The 20,114-nt window shown below is 64.4% G+C and carries 14 protein-coding genes; 12 read left to right on the top strand and 2 right to left on the bottom strand.

Annotated elements, in window-relative coordinates; all coding sequences use genetic code 11:
* Positions 1–30 precede the first annotated feature (30 nt).
* The 4 genes from NKI46_RS01310 (at position 31) to NKI46_RS01295 (ending at position 5,117) form a co-directional block, all read left to right on the top strand.
* Entirely contained in the window at positions 31–1,227 is a 1,197-nt protein-coding gene (locus NKI46_RS01310) for a serine hydrolase domain-containing protein (protein WP_352744384.1), read from the top strand.
* A 33-nt stretch (positions 1,228–1,260) separates the two neighbouring features.
* On the top strand, positions 1,261–2,442 hold the full coding sequence (locus tag NKI46_RS01305) for a serine hydrolase domain-containing protein (RefSeq protein WP_352744382.1): 1,182 nt from the start codon (positions 1,261–1,263) through the stop codon (positions 2,440–2,442).
* Between the two features lie 114 nt (positions 2,443–2,556).
* Positions 2,557–4,869, top strand: a complete 2,313-nt coding sequence (locus NKI46_RS01300; protein WP_352744379.1) for a Tex family protein — start codon at positions 2,557–2,559, stop codon at positions 4,867–4,869.
* A gap of 65 nt (positions 4,870–4,934) precedes the next feature.
* Positions 4,935–5,117, top strand: a complete 183-nt coding sequence (locus tag NKI46_RS01295) for a hypothetical protein (RefSeq protein ID WP_023714001.1) — start codon at positions 4,935–4,937, stop codon at positions 5,115–5,117.
* An 11-nt stretch (positions 5,118–5,128) separates the two neighbouring features.
* On the opposite strand, the gene NKI46_RS01290 is transcribed toward NKI46_RS01295, so the two are convergent.
* The gene (locus tag NKI46_RS01290; protein ID WP_352744377.1) at positions 5,129–6,040 is read right to left on the bottom strand and encodes a LysR family transcriptional regulator; all 912 of its coding nucleotides are present in this window, start codon (positions 6,038–6,040) and stop codon (positions 5,129–5,131) included.
* 106 nt (positions 6,041–6,146) lie between these two features.
* Here NKI46_RS01290 and NKI46_RS01285 point away from each other — a divergent pair, with 106 nt between their 5' ends.
* The 8 genes from NKI46_RS01285 (at position 6,147) to amaB (ending at position 18,833) form a co-directional block, all read left to right on the top strand.
* Positions 6,147–7,343 (top strand): acyl-CoA dehydrogenase, encoded by a 1,197-nt coding sequence (locus NKI46_RS01285; protein ID WP_352744375.1) that lies wholly within the window; start codon positions 6,147–6,149, stop codon positions 7,341–7,343.
* A 250-nt stretch (positions 7,344–7,593) separates the two neighbouring features.
* Entirely contained in the window at positions 7,594–10,953 is a 3,360-nt protein-coding gene (locus NKI46_RS01280) for a transglutaminase family protein (protein ID WP_023737696.1), read from the top strand.
* A gap of 6 nt (positions 10,954–10,959) precedes the next feature.
* Positions 10,960–13,371 (top strand): circularly permuted type 2 ATP-grasp protein, encoded by a 2,412-nt coding sequence (locus NKI46_RS01275; protein ID WP_023735007.1) that lies wholly within the window; start codon positions 10,960–10,962, stop codon positions 13,369–13,371.
* A 1-nt stretch (position 13,372) separates the two neighbouring features.
* Positions 13,373–14,257: a transglutaminase family protein gene (locus NKI46_RS01270; protein ID WP_023683456.1), complete on the top strand. Its 885-nt coding sequence runs from the start codon at positions 13,373–13,375 to the stop codon at positions 14,255–14,257.
* A 58-nt stretch (positions 14,258–14,315) separates the two neighbouring features.
* Positions 14,316–15,416, top strand: coding sequence for a DNA topoisomerase IB (locus tag NKI46_RS01265; RefSeq protein ID WP_023713995.1), 1,101 nt, complete (start codon positions 14,316–14,318; stop codon positions 15,414–15,416).
* Positions 15,417–15,497: 81 nt separating this feature from the next.
* Entirely contained in the window at positions 15,498–15,872 is a 375-nt protein-coding gene (locus NKI46_RS01260; RefSeq protein ID WP_023671781.1) for a YciI family protein, read from the top strand.
* Positions 15,869–17,143, top strand: a complete 1,275-nt coding sequence (locus tag NKI46_RS01255; RefSeq protein WP_023707663.1) for an RNA polymerase sigma factor — start codon at positions 15,869–15,871, stop codon at positions 17,141–17,143. Before NKI46_RS01260 ends, NKI46_RS01255 begins: the two co-directional genes overlap by 4 nt.
* Positions 17,144–17,318: 175 nt before the next feature.
* Positions 17,319–18,833 (top strand): L-piperidine-6-carboxylate dehydrogenase, encoded by a 1,515-nt coding sequence (gene amaB / locus NKI46_RS01250; RefSeq protein WP_023710989.1) that lies wholly within the window; start codon positions 17,319–17,321, stop codon positions 18,831–18,833.
* Positions 18,834–19,040: 207 nt separating this feature from the next.
* Here the strand turns inward: amaB and NKI46_RS01245 are convergent, their stop codons facing one another.
* Positions 19,041–19,910 carry a hypothetical protein gene (locus NKI46_RS01245; protein ID WP_023671785.1) on the bottom strand — a complete coding sequence of 290 codons (870 nt, stop codon included), beginning with the start codon at positions 19,908–19,910 and terminating at the stop codon, positions 19,041–19,043.
* Between the last annotated feature and the right edge of the window lie 204 nt (positions 19,911–20,114).

The following is a 20,114-nucleotide window of genomic DNA, read 5'->3' as shown; positions in this document are numbered from 1 at the left end:
CCGGGTCTTTTCTTTTCCGGAATGGCTTTCATGGACTCCTATCGCAACAGCGATCCGCGGCCGTCGATCATGCAGGGCTCGCCGCCTCAAATGGTGCTGCCGAAGCTCGACTGGGACCGGCCGCCATGGAATCGCTGGGCCTTCCAACACATCCGCGAATTCCTGCCGACCATCGAGGTCTGGCGCGGTAATGGCCATCGCCATCGTCTTGAGCGCGCAGAGACCGATCTCGACGCGCTGCCGGTGGAAGACAGCAAGGGCCGTCCGACGACGCTCGTTGGCCTGCTCGACGAGACCTACACGGACGGCTTCCTGGTGCTCAAAGACGGCAAGGTCGCCTATGAGCGCTATTTCAACGGCATGGCCGAGCGCACGCTGCATCTGTCGCAGTCGATGGCGAAGTCGGTAACAGGCACCGTGTTCGGTATTCTGGTTGGGCGCGGCTTGATCGACCCGGCCAAACCGGTGAGCGCCTATCTGCCGGAGCTCGGCGCGACCGGCTGGGAAGGCGCCAGCGTGCAGCATGTGCTGGATATGACCACCGGCGTGCGGTTTTCCGAGGAATACACCGACCGTTACTCCGACATCGGCCAGGTTGATGTCGCCACGGGCTGGAAGCCGGTGCCGCCGGACAGCGATCCGGATTTCCAATGGCCGCCGCATCTGTTCGAGTTGATCCTGCAGCTGAAGGACAAGGTGCGGCCGCATGGCGCCGCGTTCGAGTACCGCTCGATCGAGACCGACGTGCTTGCCTTCATCATGGAGCGGGTCACCGGTAAACGTCTGGCGCAGCTGGTGTCCGAGGAGCTGTGGCAGAAGCTCGGCGCCGACGAAAGCGCTTGCTTCACGGTCGACAGCGCCGGCTATGCGCTGGCCGATGGCGGCTTCAACGCGACGCTGCGCGATTACGCCCGCTTCGGCCAGCTGATCCTCGACAAGGGCCGCGGCATCGTGCCGGCCGACTGGATCGAGGCGACGCGCAACGGCAAGCATGGGCCGGACTTCAATCCGAGCCTGCCGGAGGGCAGCTATCGCAACCAGTTCTGGATCGAGAATCCGCGCACGCGCGCTTTGATGTGCCGAGGCGTGTTCGGGCAGATGATCCATATCGACTGGGACACCGGCATGGTCGTGGTCAAGCTTTCAAGCTATCCGGATTTCAGCAATGTCGCCTATTCGGTGGCAACGCTGAAGGCGGTGCACGCCATCGCCAAGGCGCTTGGTTGACCCACAACAAACCATCCCTCTGAGGAAACGTTCATGACCGGCAAGACTGCGTTCGAGACCCGCTACGGCTTTGCCCGCAATGAGGTGCTGCTCTCCAACTGGCGCGAAAGCCCGTTCAACCGCTGGTCGTTCCAGAACCTTGGCGAGCTGGTGCCGACCGCTCCCGTGGCGGCGACGCCGGGAAGCGTCGAAGCGCCGGCGCGGGACCTGAGCGGCCTGCTCGGCGAAAAGGTTTCGATCGCCAGCGCCCCGGAAACGGTGGCCGAATTCCTCACACGTTCGAGCAGCGACGCGCTGACGGTGATGAAGGCTGGCAAGGTCATCGGCGACTGGTTCGCGCCCAATATGGATTTCGGCGCCCGTCACATCATCTTTTCGATCAGCAAATCGGTCACCGCGATCATCGCCGGAATACTGGAAGGCGAGGGCGTGTTCGACCCGGAAGCGCCGGTGACCCAGTACATTCCGGAAGCCGCCGGTTCGGCCTATGCCGATGCAAGCTGCCGGCATGTGCTCGATATGAGCGTCAGCCTCGACTTCGAGGAGGCCTATCTCGATCCCGAAAGCGCCTTTGCCCGTTACCGTCGCGCTACGCTGTGGAATCCGGGCGGCGGCACTGAAAGCTTGCGCGAATTCATTCTGACCTTGCAGCGGCTCGAAGAACCGCACGGCAAAACCTTCCGCTACCGTTCGCCCAATTCCGATCTGCTCGGCCTGCTGCTCGAACGAGCTTCCGGCCAGCGCTTCCCGGACCTGATGCGCGAGAAACTGTGGCTGCCGCTGGGTGCTGTCAGCGAGGCTTCGATCGGCGTCGACATGGAAGGTACGGCGCGCACCGCCGGCGGCATTTCGGTGACGCCGCGCGACCTGGCGCGTATTGGCGAGATGGTGCGGCAGGGCGGCACGGCCAATGGGCGGCGCATCGTGCCGGAAGCCTGGGTGCACGATACGACTGTTGCCGGCGGCAGCGCGGAGGCCTGGCAGCGCGGCACGATGGTGCATCTGTTCCCGAAGGGCCGCTATCGCAACAAGTGGTACCAAACGGGTGCGGCAAACGGTGCTTTCTGCGGCATCGGCATCCACGGCCAATGGCTCTACGTCGATCCGAAGATGGAAGTGGTGATTGCAAAAATGGGGTCGCAGCCGGTGCCTGAAGATTATCCGCTCGAACGCGAGATCGTTGCCTTTTTCGAGGCGCTGAGCGGGATGGTCTGAGGACGAGCCAAAGCAAGGCGCTTTCCTGTGGACCTCTTTGACGCTTGAGAACACTGCGGTTGGCGTGACGGACATCAGCGCCTATGGTCGCCGCTCTTTGCGACAGGGACCAGCATGGCAGCAGACAGCAAACGCATCGCATCCATCATCGCGGCAGAGATCGGGGCGCGGCCGGAGCAGGCATCGGCAGCTATAGGGCTGCTCGATGAGGGCGCGACGGTGCCGTTTGTGGCGCGCTACCGCAAGGAGGTCACCGGCGGGCTCGACGACACCCAATTGCGCGACCTTGCCGAGCGATTGGCCTATCTGCGCGAACTCGATGCGCGCCGCGATACCATTCTCGGTTCGATCCGCGAGCAGGGCAAGCTGACCGAAGAACTTGAGGCCAAAATTGTGGCTGCCGCCACCAAGGCTGAACTGGAAGACATCTACCTGCCCTACAAGCCCAAGCGGCGCACCAAGGCCGAGATCGCCCGGGAGCGCGGGCTGGGGCCATTGGCGGAGGCTATTTTGGCCAACCGGTCGTTGGTGCCCGCCGAGGCGGCGCTGGCTTATGTGACCGAGGATGTGACCGACGCCAAGGCCGCACTGGAAGGCGCACGCGACATCCTGTCGGAACAGTTCGCGGAAAATGCCGATCTGGTCGGCAACCTTCGCACCTACATGAAGGAGCGCGCTTTCATGCGTGCCCGTGTCGTCGACGGCAAGCAGGAGGCCGGGGCGAAATTCTCCGACTATTTCGAGCATGTCGAGCGTTGGGCAAATGTTCCGAGCCACCGCGCGCTGGCCATGCTGCGCGGCCGCAACGAAGAGGTGTTGTCGCTCGACATCGAGGTCGATGCCGACGATGCCTCGCCGGTGAAGCCGGTCGAGCGGATGATCGCCAATGCCTACGCCATCGGCGGCAGCCTGCCGGGCGACCGCTGGCTGATGGAAGTCGCCGGCTGGACCTGGCGGATCAAGCTTTCGCTGCACCTGACGCTCGATTTAATGCGTGACCTGCGCGAGCGGGCGGAGGAAGAGGCGATCCATGTCTTTGCACGCAACCTCAAGGATTTGCTGCTGGCAGCGCCCGCCGGATCGCGTCCGACCATGGGGCTCGATCCCGGCATCCGCACCGGCGTCAAGGTCGCGGTGGTAGATGGCACCGGCAAGGTGCTGGCGACGACGACGGTCTATCCATTTCCGCCGCGGAACGATGTGCGCGGCACACAGGCCCAGCTCGCAGCACTCATCCGCCAGCATAAGGTCGAGCTGATCTCGATCGGCAACGGCACCGGCAGCCGCGAGACTGAAAAGCTGGTCGCCGACATGCTGTCCGACATGCCTTCGGATGGTGGGCCAAAGCCGCTCAAGGTGATCGTCAGCGAAGCCGGCGCCTCGGTCTATTCGGCCTCCGCGACAGCGGCGGCTGAGTTTCCCGGGCTCGACGTGTCGCTGCGCGGTGCGGTGTCGATCGCCAGGCGCCTGCAGGACCCGCTCGCCGAACTGGTCAAGATCGAGCCGAAATCGATCGGCGTCGGCCAGTACCAGCATGATGTCGACCAGTACCGGCTTGGCCGCTCGCTGGAGGCGGTGGTGGAGGACGCGGTGAATGCTGTCGGCGTCGATCTCAACACCGCCTCGGCGCCGCTTTTGGCCCGCGTGTCAGGCCTAGGCGCGTCGCTTGCCGATGCCATTGTCGCGCATCGCGATGCGACCGGGCCGTTCGCCAGCCGCAAGGAGCTGCTCAAGGTAGCGCGGCTCGGACCGCGCGCGTTCGAACAGTCCGCAGGCTTCCTGCGCATTGCCAATGGCAGCGAGCCGCTCGACGCCTCGTCGGTCCATCCGGAAGCCTATGGCGTGGCCAAGAAGATCGTCGCCGCCTGCGGTCGCGATGTGCGCTCGCTGATGGGAGACAGTGCCGCGCTCAAGGCGCTCGATCCGCGAGTCTTCGTCGACGAACGCTTCGGCCTGCCGACGGTGCGCGACATCATTGCCGAACTGGAAAAGCCCGGCCGCGATCCGCGCCCCGGCTTCAAGACCGCGACCTTTGCCGATGGCATCGACGATATCAAGGATCTGAAGCCCGGCATGCTTCTCGAAGGCACCGTCACCAATGTCGCGGCCTTCGGCGCCTTCGTCGATATAGGCGTGCATCAGGACGGGCTGGTGCACGTCTCGCAACTCGCCGACCGCTTCATCAAGGACGCGCATGAGGTGGTGAAGGCCGGCGACGTGGTGAAGGTGCGGGTCGTCGATGTCGACATCAAGCGCAAGCGCATCGCGCTCTCCATGCGCAAGGACGGCGGCGAGGGCGGTGCACCGAAAGGGCCGCGCGACAATGGCGGCGGCAAGCCGGCGCAACCTTCGCCGATGCCGCAGCGTCGACCGGCACAGCAAGGCGCGTTTGGCGCAGCACTGGCCGATGCCTTGAAGCGGAAGTAGCCTCGAATGGTTCCTTGCAATCGCTAGAGCGTTATCTACCATCCTTGTGTGGAGATACGCGCGATATGGCAAGTTTCGAGAAAGTGAGTGTCCAAGAGTTGGGGCGTCTTTGGGACGGGGGCATGGCGAGTGGCAGTTCGGTCGATGGAGACCAGGCTTTCGCCCGGATCAAAAGCAAGCTCGATGCGAAAGTTGCCGAACGCAAGTCGCAAAAACGCTGCGCTTCCAGCCGGAAACCGAGCCGATGAAGCGGAAGTAGCTACCAGGCCAGAACGGCCGGTTCCTTCTCAACCTGGCCCAGCAGCCAGTCGCGAAAGCTGACGACGGGCGGGTGGCCGCGCTTGTCGTTCGGGACGACGAGGTAGTAGGCGCTGCGGCTTTGCATCGGCTGTCCCGGCGCCGGCACGAGCTGACCGCGCTGCAATTCGCCGGCGATAAGAACTTGCGGCAGGAGCGCGACGCCAAGCCCCGCCATGCAGGCTTGGGCAACTGTGCCGAATTGCTCGAACTGCATGCCGGGTCCGATCGGTGCGCTCAAGCCCTGTTCCTCGAACCATTCGCCCCAGGCCCCGGGACGCGTCGCCATGTGCAGCAGCGGCAGGCGGCTGATGTCGGCCGCCGTGGTGATATCGCGGCTGGCAAGGAAGTCGGGCGAAACCACCGGCATTACGGTTTCGCGCATCAACAATGTGGAATCGGCGTCCGGCCAGTCCGGCTGGCCATGATGGATAGCGGCGTCGAGGCGTTCGCGGGCGAAGTCGAAGCGGCCGATGCGGGTGACGAAGTTGATGGTGACGTCAGGGTTTTCTGCGACGAAATCCGGGATCAGCGGCATCAGCCAACGCGTGCCGAAGGTCGGCAGTATGGCGAGATTCAGCATGCCGCTATGCCGATTGCTCATCAATCCGAGCGCGGCGTCGCGCAATTGCCCGAGTGCCGCCCGCACGGCTTCCGCATAGATTTCGCCCGCCGTGGACAGCCGAACATTGCGGCTGTCGCGCTCGAACAGCCGGCGGCCAAACTGTTCCTCCAGAAGGGCTATCTGGCGGCTGACGGCCCCTTGGGTCAAATCGAGTTCCTGGGCGGCAGCGGTGAAGGAGCCAAGGCGGGCCACGGCCTCGAAGGCGGCAAGGGCGCTGGTGCTGGGTAAAAGCCGGCGTTGGACGTTCATAATCCATTACTAAACCTCATTGATCTGTGATGCAATTTTGTTTGATTTTTCCGAAGCGGAGGTGGATAAGCCCGAGCACTGCAAGATTTTGGGAGAGAGCGAAGCCATGGCCGCCGACAAGAACGCGTTCGTCTGGGAAGACCCCTTCCTGATCGAGAACCAGCTTTCCGAGGATGAGCGCATGGTGCGCGATGGCGCGGCCGCCTTTGCCGCCGACAAGCTCGCGCCGCGCATCGAGGAGGCCTATCTCGAGGAAAAGACCGACGCCGGCATTTTTCGTGAGATGGGCGAGGCCGGCCTGCTCGGCATCACCATTCCCGAGGAATATGGCGGGCTCGGCGCCAATTACGTCACCTACGGGTTGGTGGCGCGCGAGGTCGAGCGGGTCGATTCCGGCTACCGCTCGATGATGTCGGTGCAGTCGTCGCTGGTGATGTATCCGATCCATGCCTATGGCTCGGAAGAACAGCGCAAGAAATTTCTGCCTAAGCTGGCCTCGGGCGAATGGATCGGCTGCTTCGGCCTGACCGAACCGGATGCGGGTTCCGATCCCGGCGGTATGAAGACGCGGGCCGAGAAGACCGCGAACGGGTACAGGATTTCCGGCTCGAAAATGTGGATCTCCAACGCGCCGATCGCCGACGTGTTCGTGGTCTGGGCGAAGCTGAAGGGCGACATCGGCAAGGACGAAATCCGCGGTTTCGTGCTGGAGAAGGGCATGAAGGGGCTGTCGGCGCCGAAGATCGGCGGCAAGCTCAGCCTTAGGGCCTCGATCACCGGCGAGGTGGTGATGGAAGGCGTCGAAGTCGGCGAAGACGCGCTGCTGCCCAACGCCAGGGGCCTCGGCGGCCCATTCGGCTGCCTCAACCGGGCCCGCTACGGCATTTCCTGGGGCGCGATGGGCGCCGCCGAGGATTGCTGGCACCGGGCCCGGCAGTATGGCCTCGACCGCAAGCAGTTCGGCAAGCCGCTCGCCGGCACGCAGTTGTTCCAGAAAAAGCTCGCCGACATGCAGACCGAGATTGCGCTCGGCTTGCAGGGCTCGCTGCGCGTCGGGCGGCTGATGGATGAAGGCAAGATGGCACCGGAGATGATCTCGATCGTCAAGCGCAACAATTGCGGCAAGGCGCTCGACATCGCCCGCCAGGCCCGCGACATGCATGGCGGCAACGGCATCCAGATCGGCTACCACGTTATGCGCCACGCGCAGAACCTGGAGACGGTCAACACCTATGAAGGTACGCATGACGTGCATGCGCTGATCCTTGGCAGGGCTCAGACGGGAATACAGGCGTTTTTCTAAAGCTGTGCCGATGTTCAGGTGAGGCCGGCCTGCAAATGGCCGATGCCTGCGCTTCCGGTGCTCGCGTACGAAAAGTACGCTCTGCTCCGGTTCTCGGTATCAGCCATTTTCGACTCGGCCTGACCTGAATCTCGACACAGCGTAGCCGGCTTCGGCTGCTTAATTTAGGTGCAGCGCAACATCTCTGCTTGGAGAATGGCCAATAGATGTGTCAGGGTTCGGCTGAAGAAACGCCGATCTCCGGGGCCCCATGGCAATACTGGCAGCCGTCTACCACCTGACCCATTACAAATATGACCGGCCGGTGGTTCTCGGGCCCCAGGTCATCAGGCTGCAGCCGGCACCGCATTCCCGCACCAAGGTGCTCAGCCATTCACTGAAGGTCGGGCCGGCGAACCACTTCGTCAATCTGCAGCAGGACCCCTACGGCAATTTCCTCGCCCGCTTCGTCTTCCCGGAACCGGTGACGGAATTGAAGATCGAGGTCGACCTCGTCGCCGACATGACGGTCTACAATCCGTTCGATTTCTTCGTCGAACCATCGGCCGAGACCTTCCCGTTCGAGTACCCCGAAGACATCAGGGACGATCTCGCCATCTACCGCACGCCGGAGCCGGCGGGGCCGCTGCTGTCTGCTTTCCTCGCAAACATCGACCGTAGCGCCACCAACACCGTCAACTTCGTCGTCGACCTCAATGCGCGGCTGCAGCGGGAGATCGCTTATATCGTGCGGATGGAAACCGGCGTGTTCTCGCCGGAGGAAACGCTGGCCGCGAAAAAGGGATCGTGCCGGGATTCGAGCTGGCTGCTGGTGCAAATCCTCAGGAATCTCGGCCTCGCCGCGCGTTTCGTCTCCGGCTATCTGATCCAGCTGAAGCCCGATCTGGTCGCGCTCGATGGCCCCGCCGGAACCGCCGTCGACTTCACCGACCTGCACGCCTGGTGCGAGGTCTATCTGCCGGGCGCCGGCTGGATCGGCTTCGATCCGACGTCGGGCCTGCTCACCGGCGAAAGCCATGTGCCGCTGGCGGCCACGCCGCATTTCCGCAACGCCGCACCCATTTCCGGCATGGCGAGCTTCGCCAATGTCGAATTCGGCTTCGACATGCGTGTCGACCGCATCGCCGAACATCCGCGCATCACCAAGCCATTCTCGGACGAAAGCTGGCAGGCGCTGGATGCGCTGGGCAACAAGGTCGACGCCGCACTTCAAGCGGGCGACGTCAGGCTGACCATGGGCGGCGAGCCGACCTTTGTCTCCATCGACGATTTCGAGTCCGCCGAGTGGAACACCGCCGCCGTCGGCCCGACCAAGCGCGAAAAGGCCGATGCGCTGATCCGTAAATTGCGCGAACGCTTCGCGCCGGGCGGCTTCCTCCACTACGGCCAGGGCAAATGGTATCCGGGCGAAAGCCTGCCGCGCTGGACCTTTTCGCTCTATTGGCGCACCGACGGCCAGCCGGTGTGGAGCGATCCGTCGCTGATCGCACGCGAAAAGAGCGACGCAAAGGTGGGGCCGCAGCAGGCCGAGAGCTTGCTGACGGCAATCGCCGGCGAACTCGGCATCGACAAGGCGATGGTCAGCGAGGCCTATGAGGACCCGGCCGAATGGCTGCTGAAAGAAGGCAAGCTGCCCGACAATGTCGATCCGTCCAACTCCAAGCTGGAAGACCCGGAAGAGCGCAGCCGCATGGCGAAAGTGTTCGAGCGCGGGCTGACCAAGCCGTCGGGCTACGTGCTGCCGGTGCAGCGCTGGAACAGCCAGGCTTCGGACCCGCGCTGGCGCTCGGAGAAGTGGAAGACACGGCGCGGGCGGCTGTTCCTGGTGCCGGGCGATTCCCCTGTCGGTTACCGCCTGCCGCTGGGCACGCTGCCCTATGTGCCGCCGGCGCAGTTCCCCTATATTGTGCCGGTCGATCCGTCGCTGCCGCGTGGACCGCTGCCGGCGCGGGAAGCCATACTGCCAGAACCGGCTCCGGCCGAGCTGGAAGGCGCCGACGAGATGGCACGACGCCAGCAGGCGATTTCTTTCACGGCGACGACCGGCCAGCAGGATAGGGTCGAACAGGAGATCACCGAGATCGGCGGCGCGGTGCGTACAGCACTTTCGGTCGAGCCACGCGACGGGCGGCTGTGCGTGTTCATGCCGCCGGTCGAGGCGCTGGAAGACTATCTCGAACTCGTCGCAGCCGCCGAAAACGCGGCCAAGGCGATCGGCCTTCCCGTGCATATCGAAGGCTATGGACCGCCGCACGATCCGCGCCTCAACGTCATCAGGGTGGCACCCGATCCCGGCGTCATCGAGGTCAACATCCATCCGGCTGCCAACTGGCAGGACTGCGTGGCGACGACGACGGCGATCTACGAGGAAGCACGGCAGACGCGGCTTGGCGCCGACAAGTTCATGATCGACGGCCGCCACACCGGTACCGGCGGGGGCAACCATGTCGTCGTCGGCGGCGCGACGCCCAATGACAGCCCGTTCCTGCGCCGGCCCGATCTGTTGAAGAGCCTGGTGCTGCAATGGCAGCGGCGCCCGTCGCTGTCCTATCTATTCTCCGGCCTGTTCATCGGCCCGACCAGCCAGGCGCCGCGCTTCGACGAGGCGCGGCACGATTCGCTTTACGAACTCGAGATCGCGATGGCGCAGGTGCCGCACCCGGGCCAGGGCAACCCACCGCTGCCTTGGCTGGTCGACCGACTGTTTCGCAACCTGTTGACCGATGTCACCGGCAATACGCACCGCTCGGAAATCTGCATCGACAAGCTGTTTTCGCCCGATGGCCCGACCGGCCGGCTTGGGCTTGTTGAGTTCCGCGGTTTCGAGATGCCGCCCAATGCGCGCATGTCGCTGGCGCAGCAATTGCTGGTACGCGCCATCATCGCCCGTGCGTGGAACAACCCGCTTGATGGCCGCTTCGTGCGCTGGGGCACCTCGCTCCATGACCGTTTCATGCTGCCGCATTATGTCTGGGCGGATTTCCTCGACATGCTCGACGACCTCAAGCTCAACGGTTTCGAATTCCGGCCGGAATGGTTCGATGCCCAGCTGGAGTTCCGCTTTCCGTTCTGCGGCGAAGTCCAGCATGCCGGCATCAAGCTGGAACTGCGGCAGGCGCTGGAGCCGTGGCATGTCATGGGCGAGCAAGGCGCAATCGGCGGCACTGTGCGTTTCGTCGACTCCTCGGTCGAACGGCTGCAGGTCAGGACCGAAGGCCTCAACCCGGAACGTCATGCCATTGTCTGCAATGGCCGAATCGTGCCGATGAAGGTCACCGACAATCGCGAGGTCGCGGTAGCCGGTGTGCGCTTCAAGGCCTGGCAGCCTTCGTCGGGCCTGCACCCGGCGCTGCCGGTCAACACGCCGCTCGTCTTCGATATCTACGACCGTTGGTCGGGGCGGGCGGTGGGCGGCTGCGTCTACCATGTCGCGCATCCAGGTGGGCGCAGCTACGACACCTTCCCGGTCAACGGCAATGAGGCTGAGGCGCGGCGTCTCGCCCGCTTCGAGCCGCGCGGCCATACGCCGTCGGCCTATGTGGTGCGCAATGAAGAAGCCTCTGAAGACTTCCCCATGACCCTTGACCTCAGGCGGCCAGCAAGACTCTGATCAGCGATGGCAAAGGGGAATCAGAAAAAGGTCCGCGGCAAGCCGCTGAGGCACAGTCTGCTGGAGCACTACCAGCCGATTGACGGCGTCGTCGACGAGATGGTCGATGCTTCGGGCCGTCCGCGTCCGGCCTGGGCGCCCTTCATCGAGGCGCTGGAGGAGCTGGGCCCGGAAAAGCTCGGCCAGCGCTTTGCCCGCGCCGACCAGTATCTGCGCGACGCCGGGGTTTATTACCGCGTCTATGACAAGGCCGGCGCCAATGAGCGCGAATGGCCGCTGGCGCATATCCCGCTGCTGATCGAAGACAAGGAATGGGCCGGGATCAGCGCCGGTCTCGTCCAGCGCGCCGACCTTTTCGAGGAGATAGTCGCTGATATCTATGGCCCGAACCGGCTGATCGAGAAGGGAATCCTGCCGGCAGGCCTGATTGCGGCGAGCCCCGAATTTTTGCGCCCCGTCGTCGGCACCATGCCGGCCAGCGGTCATTTCCTGCATTTTTGCGCCTTCGAGCTCGGCCGTGGGCCGGATGGAAGCTGGTGGGTGCTGGGCGACCGCACGCAGGCGCCGTCGGGCGCCGGCTTTGCGCTGGAAAACCGCGTCGCCACGACGCGGGCTTTGTCCGACGTCTATGGCGAGATGCATGTGCATCGCCTGGCCGGTTTCTTCCGCCGCTTTCGCGATGCGCTGATCGGCATGGCGAAGGAGAATGACGGCCGCGTCGCCATTCTGACGCCGGGGCCGCTCAATGAGACTTATTATGAGCACGCCTATATCGCCCGCTATCTCGGCATCATGCTGCTCGAGGGCGAGGATCTGACAGTGTCCGGCGGCAAGCTGATGGTGCGCACGGTTTCCGGGCTGATGCCGATCAGCGTGCTGTGGCGGCGGCTCGACGCCGCCTTTGCCGATCCGCTGGAACTGAGGTCGGACTCGCATATCGGCACGCCGGGGCTGGTCGAGGCGATCCGCCGCGGCACCGTGTCTACGGTCAATGCGCTGGGGTCGGGCCTGATGGAAACCCGGGCGCTGCTCGCCTTCCTGCCGAAGATTTCGCGCGCATTGCGCGGCGAAGAACTTCTGTTGCCAAGCGTGGCCACCTGGTGGTGCGGGCAAGCAACCGAACGGGCCCATGTGCTTGCCAATATCGATCGCATGGTGATCGGTCCGGCGCTGTCGACGCGGCTGGCCTTCGAGGATGACGGCCAGACCAGGCTCGGTTCGGCACTGACGCCGGAGGAACGCATCGCGCTGATTGCGCGCATCGAGAGCGATGGCAGCGGTTTCGTCGGCCAGGAAGCGGTGACGCTGTCGACGACGCCGGTCTATGTCGGAGGCTGGCTGGAGCCACGGCCGGCAAGCCTGCGCGTTTATCTCGCGCGCACGCCCGATGGCTGGACGGTAATGCCGGGCGGCTTCGCTCGCGTCGGCCTGTCGCTCGACCCGACGGCCATCGCCATGCAGCGCGGCGGCCAGGCGGCCGACGTCTGGGTGGTCAGCGACCGGTCGGTCGAGCGCGAGACGCTGCTGCCGCAGGAGCATGACAGCTTCGTCCGCACCATGCCGGGGAGCCTGCCCAGCCGCGCGGCGGAAAACCTGACCTGGCTCGGCCGCTATATCGAGCGCTCGGAGGATACGGTTCGCATCCTGCGCGCCTATCATGTGCGGCTGGCCGAGACGTCCGATCCTGACATGCTGCTGCTCGCCGATATCAGGGACTATCTCGAACCGTTCGGCGTCGATCTCGAAGCGGCCATTCCGCCCGGATTGATCGGCACGCTGGACAGCGCCGTCTACAGCGCCGGACAGATCCGCGACCGTTTTTCGCCCGATGGCTGGCTGGCGCTGAAGGACCTGTCGAAGACCATTCATCAGTTCGCCACCACGGTGGCGCCGGGTGACGACGCGACACGGGCCATGACGGTCATGCTGCGCAAGCTCGCCGGTTTCTCCGGCCTGTTGCACGAGAATATGTACCGTTTCACCGGCTGGCGTTTCCTCGAGATCGGTCGGCGGATCGAGCGCGGCATCCAGATCGCCCGTACGCTAGCCCGACTGACAAGGTCCGGTGCGCCGGACGGCTCGCTCGACATGATGCTGGAGATCGGTGACAGCGTCATGACCCACCGCCGGCAATATCCGGTGCGGGCCGGACGGCGCACGGTGATCGACCTCTTGGCGCTCGACCCACTCAACCCGCGCTCGATCCTGTTCCAGCTCGAACGGCTGAAGGCGGAGATCGGCCTGTTGCCATCGGTTGGGCCGGAGGGGCATATGTCGGTCGCGGCCAAGGAAATCCTGCAGCTCAACACGGCAATTGCCGTCATGGAGCCATCGGAGATGTCGGCGGAGGTGCTGGACGATCTCGCAACTGAGATCGGCAACCTCTATAGCAGCCTGGCTAAAGCGTATTTCGGTTAACATGCTGTACGATATCAGGCTCCATCTCAGCTACGATTATGACGCCGCGGCCGGCGGCAGCCGGCATCAGGTGCGTGTATTGCCGCCGACCATTGCCGGCGTGCAGCGCGTGATCGCGGCCTCGCTTTCGTTTGTGCCGACCCCATCGGAGCGCACGGATTTTGCCGATTTCTTCGGCAACAATGTCACCGCGATCGCCTTTCGCGACGTCCATGACGGGCTCGACATCAGAATGAGCGCGCGCGTGTCGGTGTCACGGCCGGAGCCTGGGCTCGACGTGTCGCCCGATCTGCAGCGCCTGCGGGAAGAACTCGGCGCCGTACGGTCACTGGCGCCGGATGCACCGCATCACTTTCTCGCCGCCAGCGATCATGCCGGCATCGATGCGGCGATCACCGCCTATGCCCGCGACAGCGCCGGCGGCTCGACGGTCGGCATGGCCATCGATCTGTGCAACCGCATCCACCGCGACTTCACCTATGACGGGGAAGCGACCACGGTGCGTACCGGGGCCAGCGATGCCTTCCGTTTGAAGCGGGGCGTGTGCCAGGACTTCTCCCACATCATGATCGCCGGCCTGCGCGGGCTAGGTATTCCTGCGGGTTATGTCAGCGGCTTCCTGCGCACCATTCCCCCGAAAGGGAAGCCGCGGCTCGAAGGCGCCGATGCCATGCATGCCTGGGTCAAGGTGTGGTGTGGGCGCGATGCCGGCTGGCAGGAATTCGACCCGACCAATGGCATGCGGGCCAGCAACGACCACATCACCGTTGGCTATGGCCGCGACTATTCCGACGTGGCTCCGATCGTCGGCGTGCTGAAAACCACCGGCGGCCAGGTCGGCGACCAGGCCGTCGACGTCATCCCGGTCGCGCTGGAAAAAGCTTGAGCGCGGAACCAGCAGTCGGCCTGGCGCTTATCTACGAGAAAAATTTCGTGGAGCGGGCATGCTTGACAAATCTGGGACGCCATCCGGCCGGTCGGCTGCCGGACGGGGGGACGATGGAGCGCCGAAGAACGGCGCGCAGACCGCTGCCGAACAGGCCTCGCTCACCTATATCAGCGACAGCGAGCCGGGGATCCGGCGCCTGAAGGCGGGCGAAGGCTTTTCCTACAAGGGCGCGAAAGGACAGGCCGTCGGCGCGGCAGCCATTGCCCGCATCAAGGCGCTGGCCATTCCGCCGGCATGGACGGATGTGTGGATCTCGCCCGATCCCGCCGGCCACATCCAGGCGACCGGCCGCGACCAGCGCGGGCGCAAACAGTACCGCTACCATCCGCTGTGGGCCGCCGAGCGCGACGGCGCCAAATACTCCAGCCTTGTCGCCTTTGCCGAAAGCCTGCCGGAGCTGCGCCGCCGGATCGATGCCGATCTGCGCCGCCGTGGCCTGCCGGCCGAGCGCGTCGTGGCGGCAATTGTCTGGCTGCTCGACAACACGATGATCCGGGTCGGCAATGCCGCCTATGCCCGCGACAACAAGAGCTTTGGGCTGACGACGCTACGCGACCGCCACGTCGACATCAAGGGATCGAGCCTGCGCTTTGCCTTCAAGGGCAAGTCCGGCAAGGAATGGAAATTGAAGCTGGTCGACCGCCGCATCGCCCGGGTCGTGCGCGGCGCGCAGGATATTCCGGGGCAGCAACTGTTCCAATATCTCGACGAGGACGGCGAGCGGCATGGAGTGCGCTCCGACGATGTCAACCGCTATATCCGCGACGCGATCGGCGCCAATTTCAGCTCCAAGCATTTCCGCACCTGGGGCGGCACCATCCATGCCGCGTCGCTGTTTGCGCGGACGGAGCTTCCCGAAAGCCAGGCGCAGACCAAGCGTGTGATGAACGCGGTCATCGACAAGGTGGCCGAGCGTCTCGGCAACACACGCGCCGTCTGCCGCAAATGCTACATCCATCCACAGGTTTTCGAAGCCTGGGTGGAAGGGCGGCTGCTTAGCGAAATGACCGAGGCCAACAAGCGCAAGCGAGCGATCGACGGTCTCGATGATGAAGAGGCTCTTGTGCTGAGATGGTTGAAGGCAAGCGAAGGCTGACAAAAATGGCGTACTTTTTTGTCGACGCCATGTCGGCACAGGCCCTACTGTTTCGTCCTTTGAGACAGAAAAGGACGTCCCATGCTCTACGCTATCCTCTGCTATGCCTCCGAAGATGTCGTCTCCTCCTGGAGCAAGGCACAGGATGACGAGGTCATGGCAAAGCTCATGCATGTGCAGGAAAAATATGCTCAAGCCGGCCGGCTTGGGCCGGTGGCGCGGCTTTTGCCCACCACCGCCGCGACGACGCTGCGCAAGGTCAAGGGCGAATCGGTCGTCATCGACGGCCCGTTTGCCGAGACCAAGGAACAGTTCCTCGGCTTCTACACGCTGGAATGCGCCGATCTCGACGAAGCCGTCGACTTCGCGCGCGAGCTTTCCGAGGTCAATCCCAGCGGCGGATCCTATGAGATCCGACCGGTTTCCGTCTTCAACCCAACCAGAGTAGCCACATGACAGACCTCGCCTGGATAAGCTCGGCGATCAGCGCTGCCCGCCCGCAGGCTATGGGTGCGCTGCTGCGCTATTTCCGCAATCTCGATACGGCGGAGGAAGCTTTCCAGGACGCGTGCCTGAGGGCACTCAAGAACTGGCCGCAGAACGGGCCGCCGCGCGATCCTGCGGCCTGGCTGATCTTTGTCGGCCGCAACACCGGCATCGACGCGGTGCGCAAGCGCGCCAAGCAGGCGCCGATGCCGGAAGAGGACCAGATCTCGGACCTGGAAGATGCCGAGAGCGATATCGCCGAACGGCTGGACGGCGCGCACTACCGCGATGACATATTGCGGCTCTTGTTCATCTGCTGCCATCCGGATCTGCCGCCTACGCAGCAGATCGCGGTGGCGCTGCGCATCGTCTCCGGTCTCACCGTCAAGCAGATCGCGCGTGCGTTCCTGGTCGGCGAAAGCGCCATGGAACAGCGCATCACGCGCGCCAAGGCGCGCATTGCCGATGCCGGCGTGCCGTTCGAGACGCCCGGCGCGGTCGAGCGCTCGGAGCGGCTCGCCGCCGTTGCCGCCATGGTCTATCTGATCTTCAACGAAGGTTATTCCACCAACAGCGGCGAGGCGCCGGCGCGTGCGCCGCTTTGCGAGGAGGCGATCCGGCTGGCGCGCCTGTTGCTGCGGCTGTTCCAGACCGAGCCGGAGATCATGGGCCTGACGGCATTGCTTTTGCTGCAGCATGCGCGCGCGCCGGCCCGCTTCGACGAGAATGGCGAGATCGTGCTGCTCGACGACCAGGACCGCTCGCTGTGGAGCCGCAAGATGATCGACGAAGGCCTGGCGCTGGTCGACAAGGCCCTGCGCCACCAGAAGCCCGGACCCTACCAGGTGCAGGCGGCGATCGCCGCCCTTCATGCGCGGGCGGCAACCCCCGAGGAGACCGACTGGACAGAGATCGACCTGCTCTACAGCCTGCTGGAGGCGATGCAACCTTCGCCGGTGGTGACGCTGAACCGTGCGGTTGCGGTCGCCAAGGTGCGCGGGCCGGAAGCTGCCCTTGCCATGATCGAGCCGCTTGGCGAGAGGCTGTCCGGCTATTTCCACTTCTTCGGCCTCAAGGGCGGTCTGTTGATGCAGCTCGGCCGTGGCGAAGAGGCGCGTGTCGCCTTCGATCGCGCCATTGCGTTGGCCAACACGGCAGCGGAAGCCGCCCATATCCGCATGCATATCGACCGGCTGATGCGAGACGGAGCCGTGAAGGCGCCGGCGAAGACAGCGCACTAAACCTGTTCCTCCTGTGGCTCAATCGTGCAATCCCGGCTTGGACCATGCCGGGGTGGCGATTTTCCCCTGAAACGAGTAATGGCACGCCATGACAGCGCCTGCGGCATGCGGGCGATAATGGCGCCAAGGCTCGACCGCCGCCCTATGATGGCGAGCGGATCTGAAAGGGATGAAAATGACGATAGCGAAGGAAACGGCCGAACTTCTGGCGAAACTGGGTGTGGCCAAGGACGCGCTGACCGGCGGCGACCTCGTCGTGCGCAGCCCGGTGACGGGTGAACAGATCGCGGCGCTGAAGACGATTTCGCCGGCCGATGCGGCCAAGACCATCGATGCCGCGCACACGGCGTTCCAGGCCTGGCGGATGGTGCCGGGTCCCCGGCGCGGCGAACTGGTGCGGCTGCTCGGCGAGGAGTTGCGCGCGCACAAAACCGAGCTTGGCCGGCTGGTGTCGATCGAGGTCGGCAAGATCCCGTCGGAAGGCCTCGGCGAAGTTCAGGAAATGATCGACATCTGCGATTTCGCCGTCGGCCTTTCCCGCCAACTCTACGGTCTAACCATCGCCACCGAGCGTCCGGGACATCGCATGATGGAGACCTGGCATCCGCTCGGCGTCGTCGGCGTCATTTCGGCCTTCAACTTCCCGGTCGCGGTGTGGTCGTGGAACGCGGCGCTCGCGCTGGTCTGCGGCGACGCCGTGGTGTGGAAGCCCTCGGAAAAGACGCCGCTGACGGCGCTCGCCTGCGAGGCGATTTTTGCCGGCGCGGTCAAGCGCTTCGGCGCGGATGCGCCGCAGGGCCTGGCACCGGTGCTGATTGGCGACCGCTCCGTCGGCGAGATCCTGGTCGACCACCCGAAGGTGGCGCTGGTTTCTGCCACCGGCTCGACCCGCATGGGCCGGGATGTCGGCCCGCGGCTGGCCAAGCGCTTTGCCCGCGCCGTGCTCGAGCTCGGCGGCAACAATGCCGGCATCGTCTGCCCGACCGCCGATCTCGACATGGCGCTGCGCGCCATCGCCTTTGGCGCCATGGGCACCGCGGGCCAGCGCTGCACGACGCTGCGGCGCCTGTTCGTGCATGACAGCGTCTATGACACGCTGCTGCCGCGGCTGAAGAAGGCCTATGAGAGCGTCTCGGTCGGCAACCCGCTGGAGACGTCTTCGCTCGTCGGGCCGCTGATCGACAAGGGGGCGTTCGACGCCATGCAGAAGGCGCTCAAGGAAGCCACCGCTCACGGCGGCAAGCTGACCGGCGGTTCGCGGGTCGAGAATGGCCATCCCGATGCCTATTACGTGCATCCGGCGCTGGTCGAAATGCCGAAGCAGGTGGCTCCTGTCACCGAAGAAACCTTCGCGCCGATCCTCTACGTGATGAAATATTCCGATTTCGATGCAGTGCTCGACGAGCACAATGCGGTCGGCGCCGGACTGTCGTCGTCGATCTTCACCCGCGACCTGCAGGAATCCGAGCGCTTCCTCGGCGTCGATGGTTCGGATTGCGGCATCGCCAACGTCAACATCGGCACGTCGGGCGCCGAGATCGGCGGCGCGTTCGGCGGCGAGAAGGAAACCGGCGGCGGCCGCGAGAGCGGCTCCGATGCCTGGAAGGCCTATATGCGCCGCGCCACCAACACGGTGAACTATTCCAAGGCGCTGCCGCTGGCGCAGGGCGTGTCATTCGACATCGATTGAGATGCTGCGCCCGGCTTTTGACCAGTTGATCCACCCGAACCCGTCGGGCGGATCGCTGCCGCTCGCGCGGATCGTTCCGCTTTCAGGCTTCGCCCCCGCTGTCCAGATGTCCGTATCCCGACGGCGGAAAGGCCACCTCGGCCATGCGCCCGGACGGGTCCTCGCGGTCGGCACGACCGGCTGCGCAACAGCGTCTGCGCCGAACGTTCAGCCAGCGTGCGGCGACGCCGGTCGGCAGGCCTCGAACGCGGCATCGATAACGGCAAGCTTGGCGGCCTGGACGGTCATGTATTCCTGGTAGAAGCTGTTCGAGACCCACATTACGGAATGCCCGCGCCGGCCCAGCCAGCCGACGCTGCCGAGCTTTTCGGCGTCGCGCAATTTGCGCGCAAGATGGGTGCGCGAGAGTTTTAGCCAACTGGCGAATTCGCCGATCGAAACCACGCTGGTCGGGATCCGGTCGAGGGCGGCATTGTCGGGATCGATGCCGGACATCAGCCAATCCATGACGATGCCGCCATTGTTGAGCCAGATGAACAGCGAAAACGTCTGCTTGGGCTCACGCACAGGGTTGGAGGAGAGCAGGCCTTCCGCCACCAGCGGCTGCAGCCTGGAAATCATGCCGTGCTGCTCGAGAAAGGCGGCGAGGCGGCTGCCGCTGTCGAGACCGTCGAGCGTGCGCAGATGCGCAACCACCCAGCCGTCGAATTCCTTCAGCGTCGCTGCCGTCACCTGAAACGGGTGGGCTCGTCCGTCACCGGTGTGCGGCAGGTATTCGATGATGTGATAGTGCAGCATCTCCTTGATGAAGGCTTCGGCCGTGTTGCGGCTAGCGACGGAATAGTGAAGCACGGCATCGATGAAGCGGGCCAGTGTCAGTTCCGTGCGGGGATCGCGCGGGTCGCGGGCGAAATGCAGGGCTAGGCCGGTGTGAGCCAGCAACCAGCGCTGTTGCGTGGCGAACACGGCGGCCAGGCGTGGGCTCGTTTCATAGATATGCAGCAGCGCCTTCGACTGCGCCTCGACATGACGGTGCAGCGCCGGATGGCCGGCAATATATTCGAAATTCAGCGCCATCCTCCTCGTCCTCCGGCCAGCCCCCCGGCAGCGAAGACGTGCAATCACATTTCCAGCCTTAGCCGCCCGTGTCCAGCCATGCCAACCCGGACAAAAGGCCTAGAGCGAGCCTGGGCTATCGTTCCGGCTATTACGGCCGCAACCGCGAGGTGATGGAGAGCCATCGCGTCCTAGCCACGAACACCACATCGTGGCAAACTTCTT

The sequence above is a fragment of the Mesorhizobium sp. M0615 genome (assembly GCF_040320805.1).
Lineage (GTDB): Bacteria > Pseudomonadota > Alphaproteobacteria > Rhizobiales > Rhizobiaceae > Mesorhizobium.
Note: the sequence above shows the minus strand (reverse complement) of the source record. Positions and strands in the feature narration are given on the sequence as shown.

Excerpts from the sequence above, each read along its gene's own strand:
- NKI46_RS01275 (WP_023735007.1), top strand. The coding sequence starts at position 10,960 with ATGGCAAAGGGGAATCAGAAAAAGGTCCGCGGCAAGCCGCTGAGGCAC.
- NKI46_RS01300 (WP_352744379.1), top strand. The coding sequence starts at position 2,557 with ATGGCAGCAGACAGCAAACGCATCGCATCCATCATCGCGGCAGAGATC.
- NKI46_RS01260 (WP_023671781.1), top strand. The coding sequence starts at position 15,498 with ATGCTCTACGCTATCCTCTGCTATGCCTCCGAAGATGTCGTCTCCTCC.
- NKI46_RS01280 (WP_023737696.1), top strand. The coding sequence starts at position 7,594 with ATGGCAATACTGGCAGCCGTCTACCACCTGACCCATTACAAATATGAC.
- NKI46_RS01295 (WP_023714001.1), top strand. The coding sequence starts at position 4,935 with ATGGCAAGTTTCGAGAAAGTGAGTGTCCAAGAGTTGGGGCGTCTTTGG.
- NKI46_RS01255 (WP_023707663.1), top strand. The coding sequence starts at position 15,869 with ATGACAGACCTCGCCTGGATAAGCTCGGCGATCAGCGCTGCCCGCCCG.
- NKI46_RS01305 (WP_352744382.1), top strand. The coding sequence starts at position 1,261 with ATGACCGGCAAGACTGCGTTCGAGACCCGCTACGGCTTTGCCCGCAAT.
- NKI46_RS01285 (WP_352744375.1), top strand. The coding sequence starts at position 6,147 with ATGGCCGCCGACAAGAACGCGTTCGTCTGGGAAGACCCCTTCCTGATC.
- NKI46_RS01290 (WP_352744377.1), bottom strand. The coding sequence starts at position 6,040 with ATGAACGTCCAACGCCGGCTTTTACCCAGCACCAGCGCCCTTGCCGCC.
- amaB (WP_023710989.1), top strand. The coding sequence starts at position 17,319 with ATGACGATAGCGAAGGAAACGGCCGAACTTCTGGCGAAACTGGGTGTG.
- NKI46_RS01245 (WP_023671785.1), bottom strand. The coding sequence starts at position 19,910 with ATGGCGCTGAATTTCGAATATATTGCCGGCCATCCGGCGCTGCACCGT.
- NKI46_RS01265 (WP_023713995.1), top strand. The coding sequence starts at position 14,316 with ATGCTTGACAAATCTGGGACGCCATCCGGCCGGTCGGCTGCCGGACGG.
- NKI46_RS01310 (WP_352744384.1), top strand. The coding sequence starts at position 31 with ATGGACTCCTATCGCAACAGCGATCCGCGGCCGTCGATCATGCAGGGC.
- NKI46_RS01270 (WP_023683456.1), top strand. The coding sequence starts at position 13,373 with ATGCTGTACGATATCAGGCTCCATCTCAGCTACGATTATGACGCCGCG.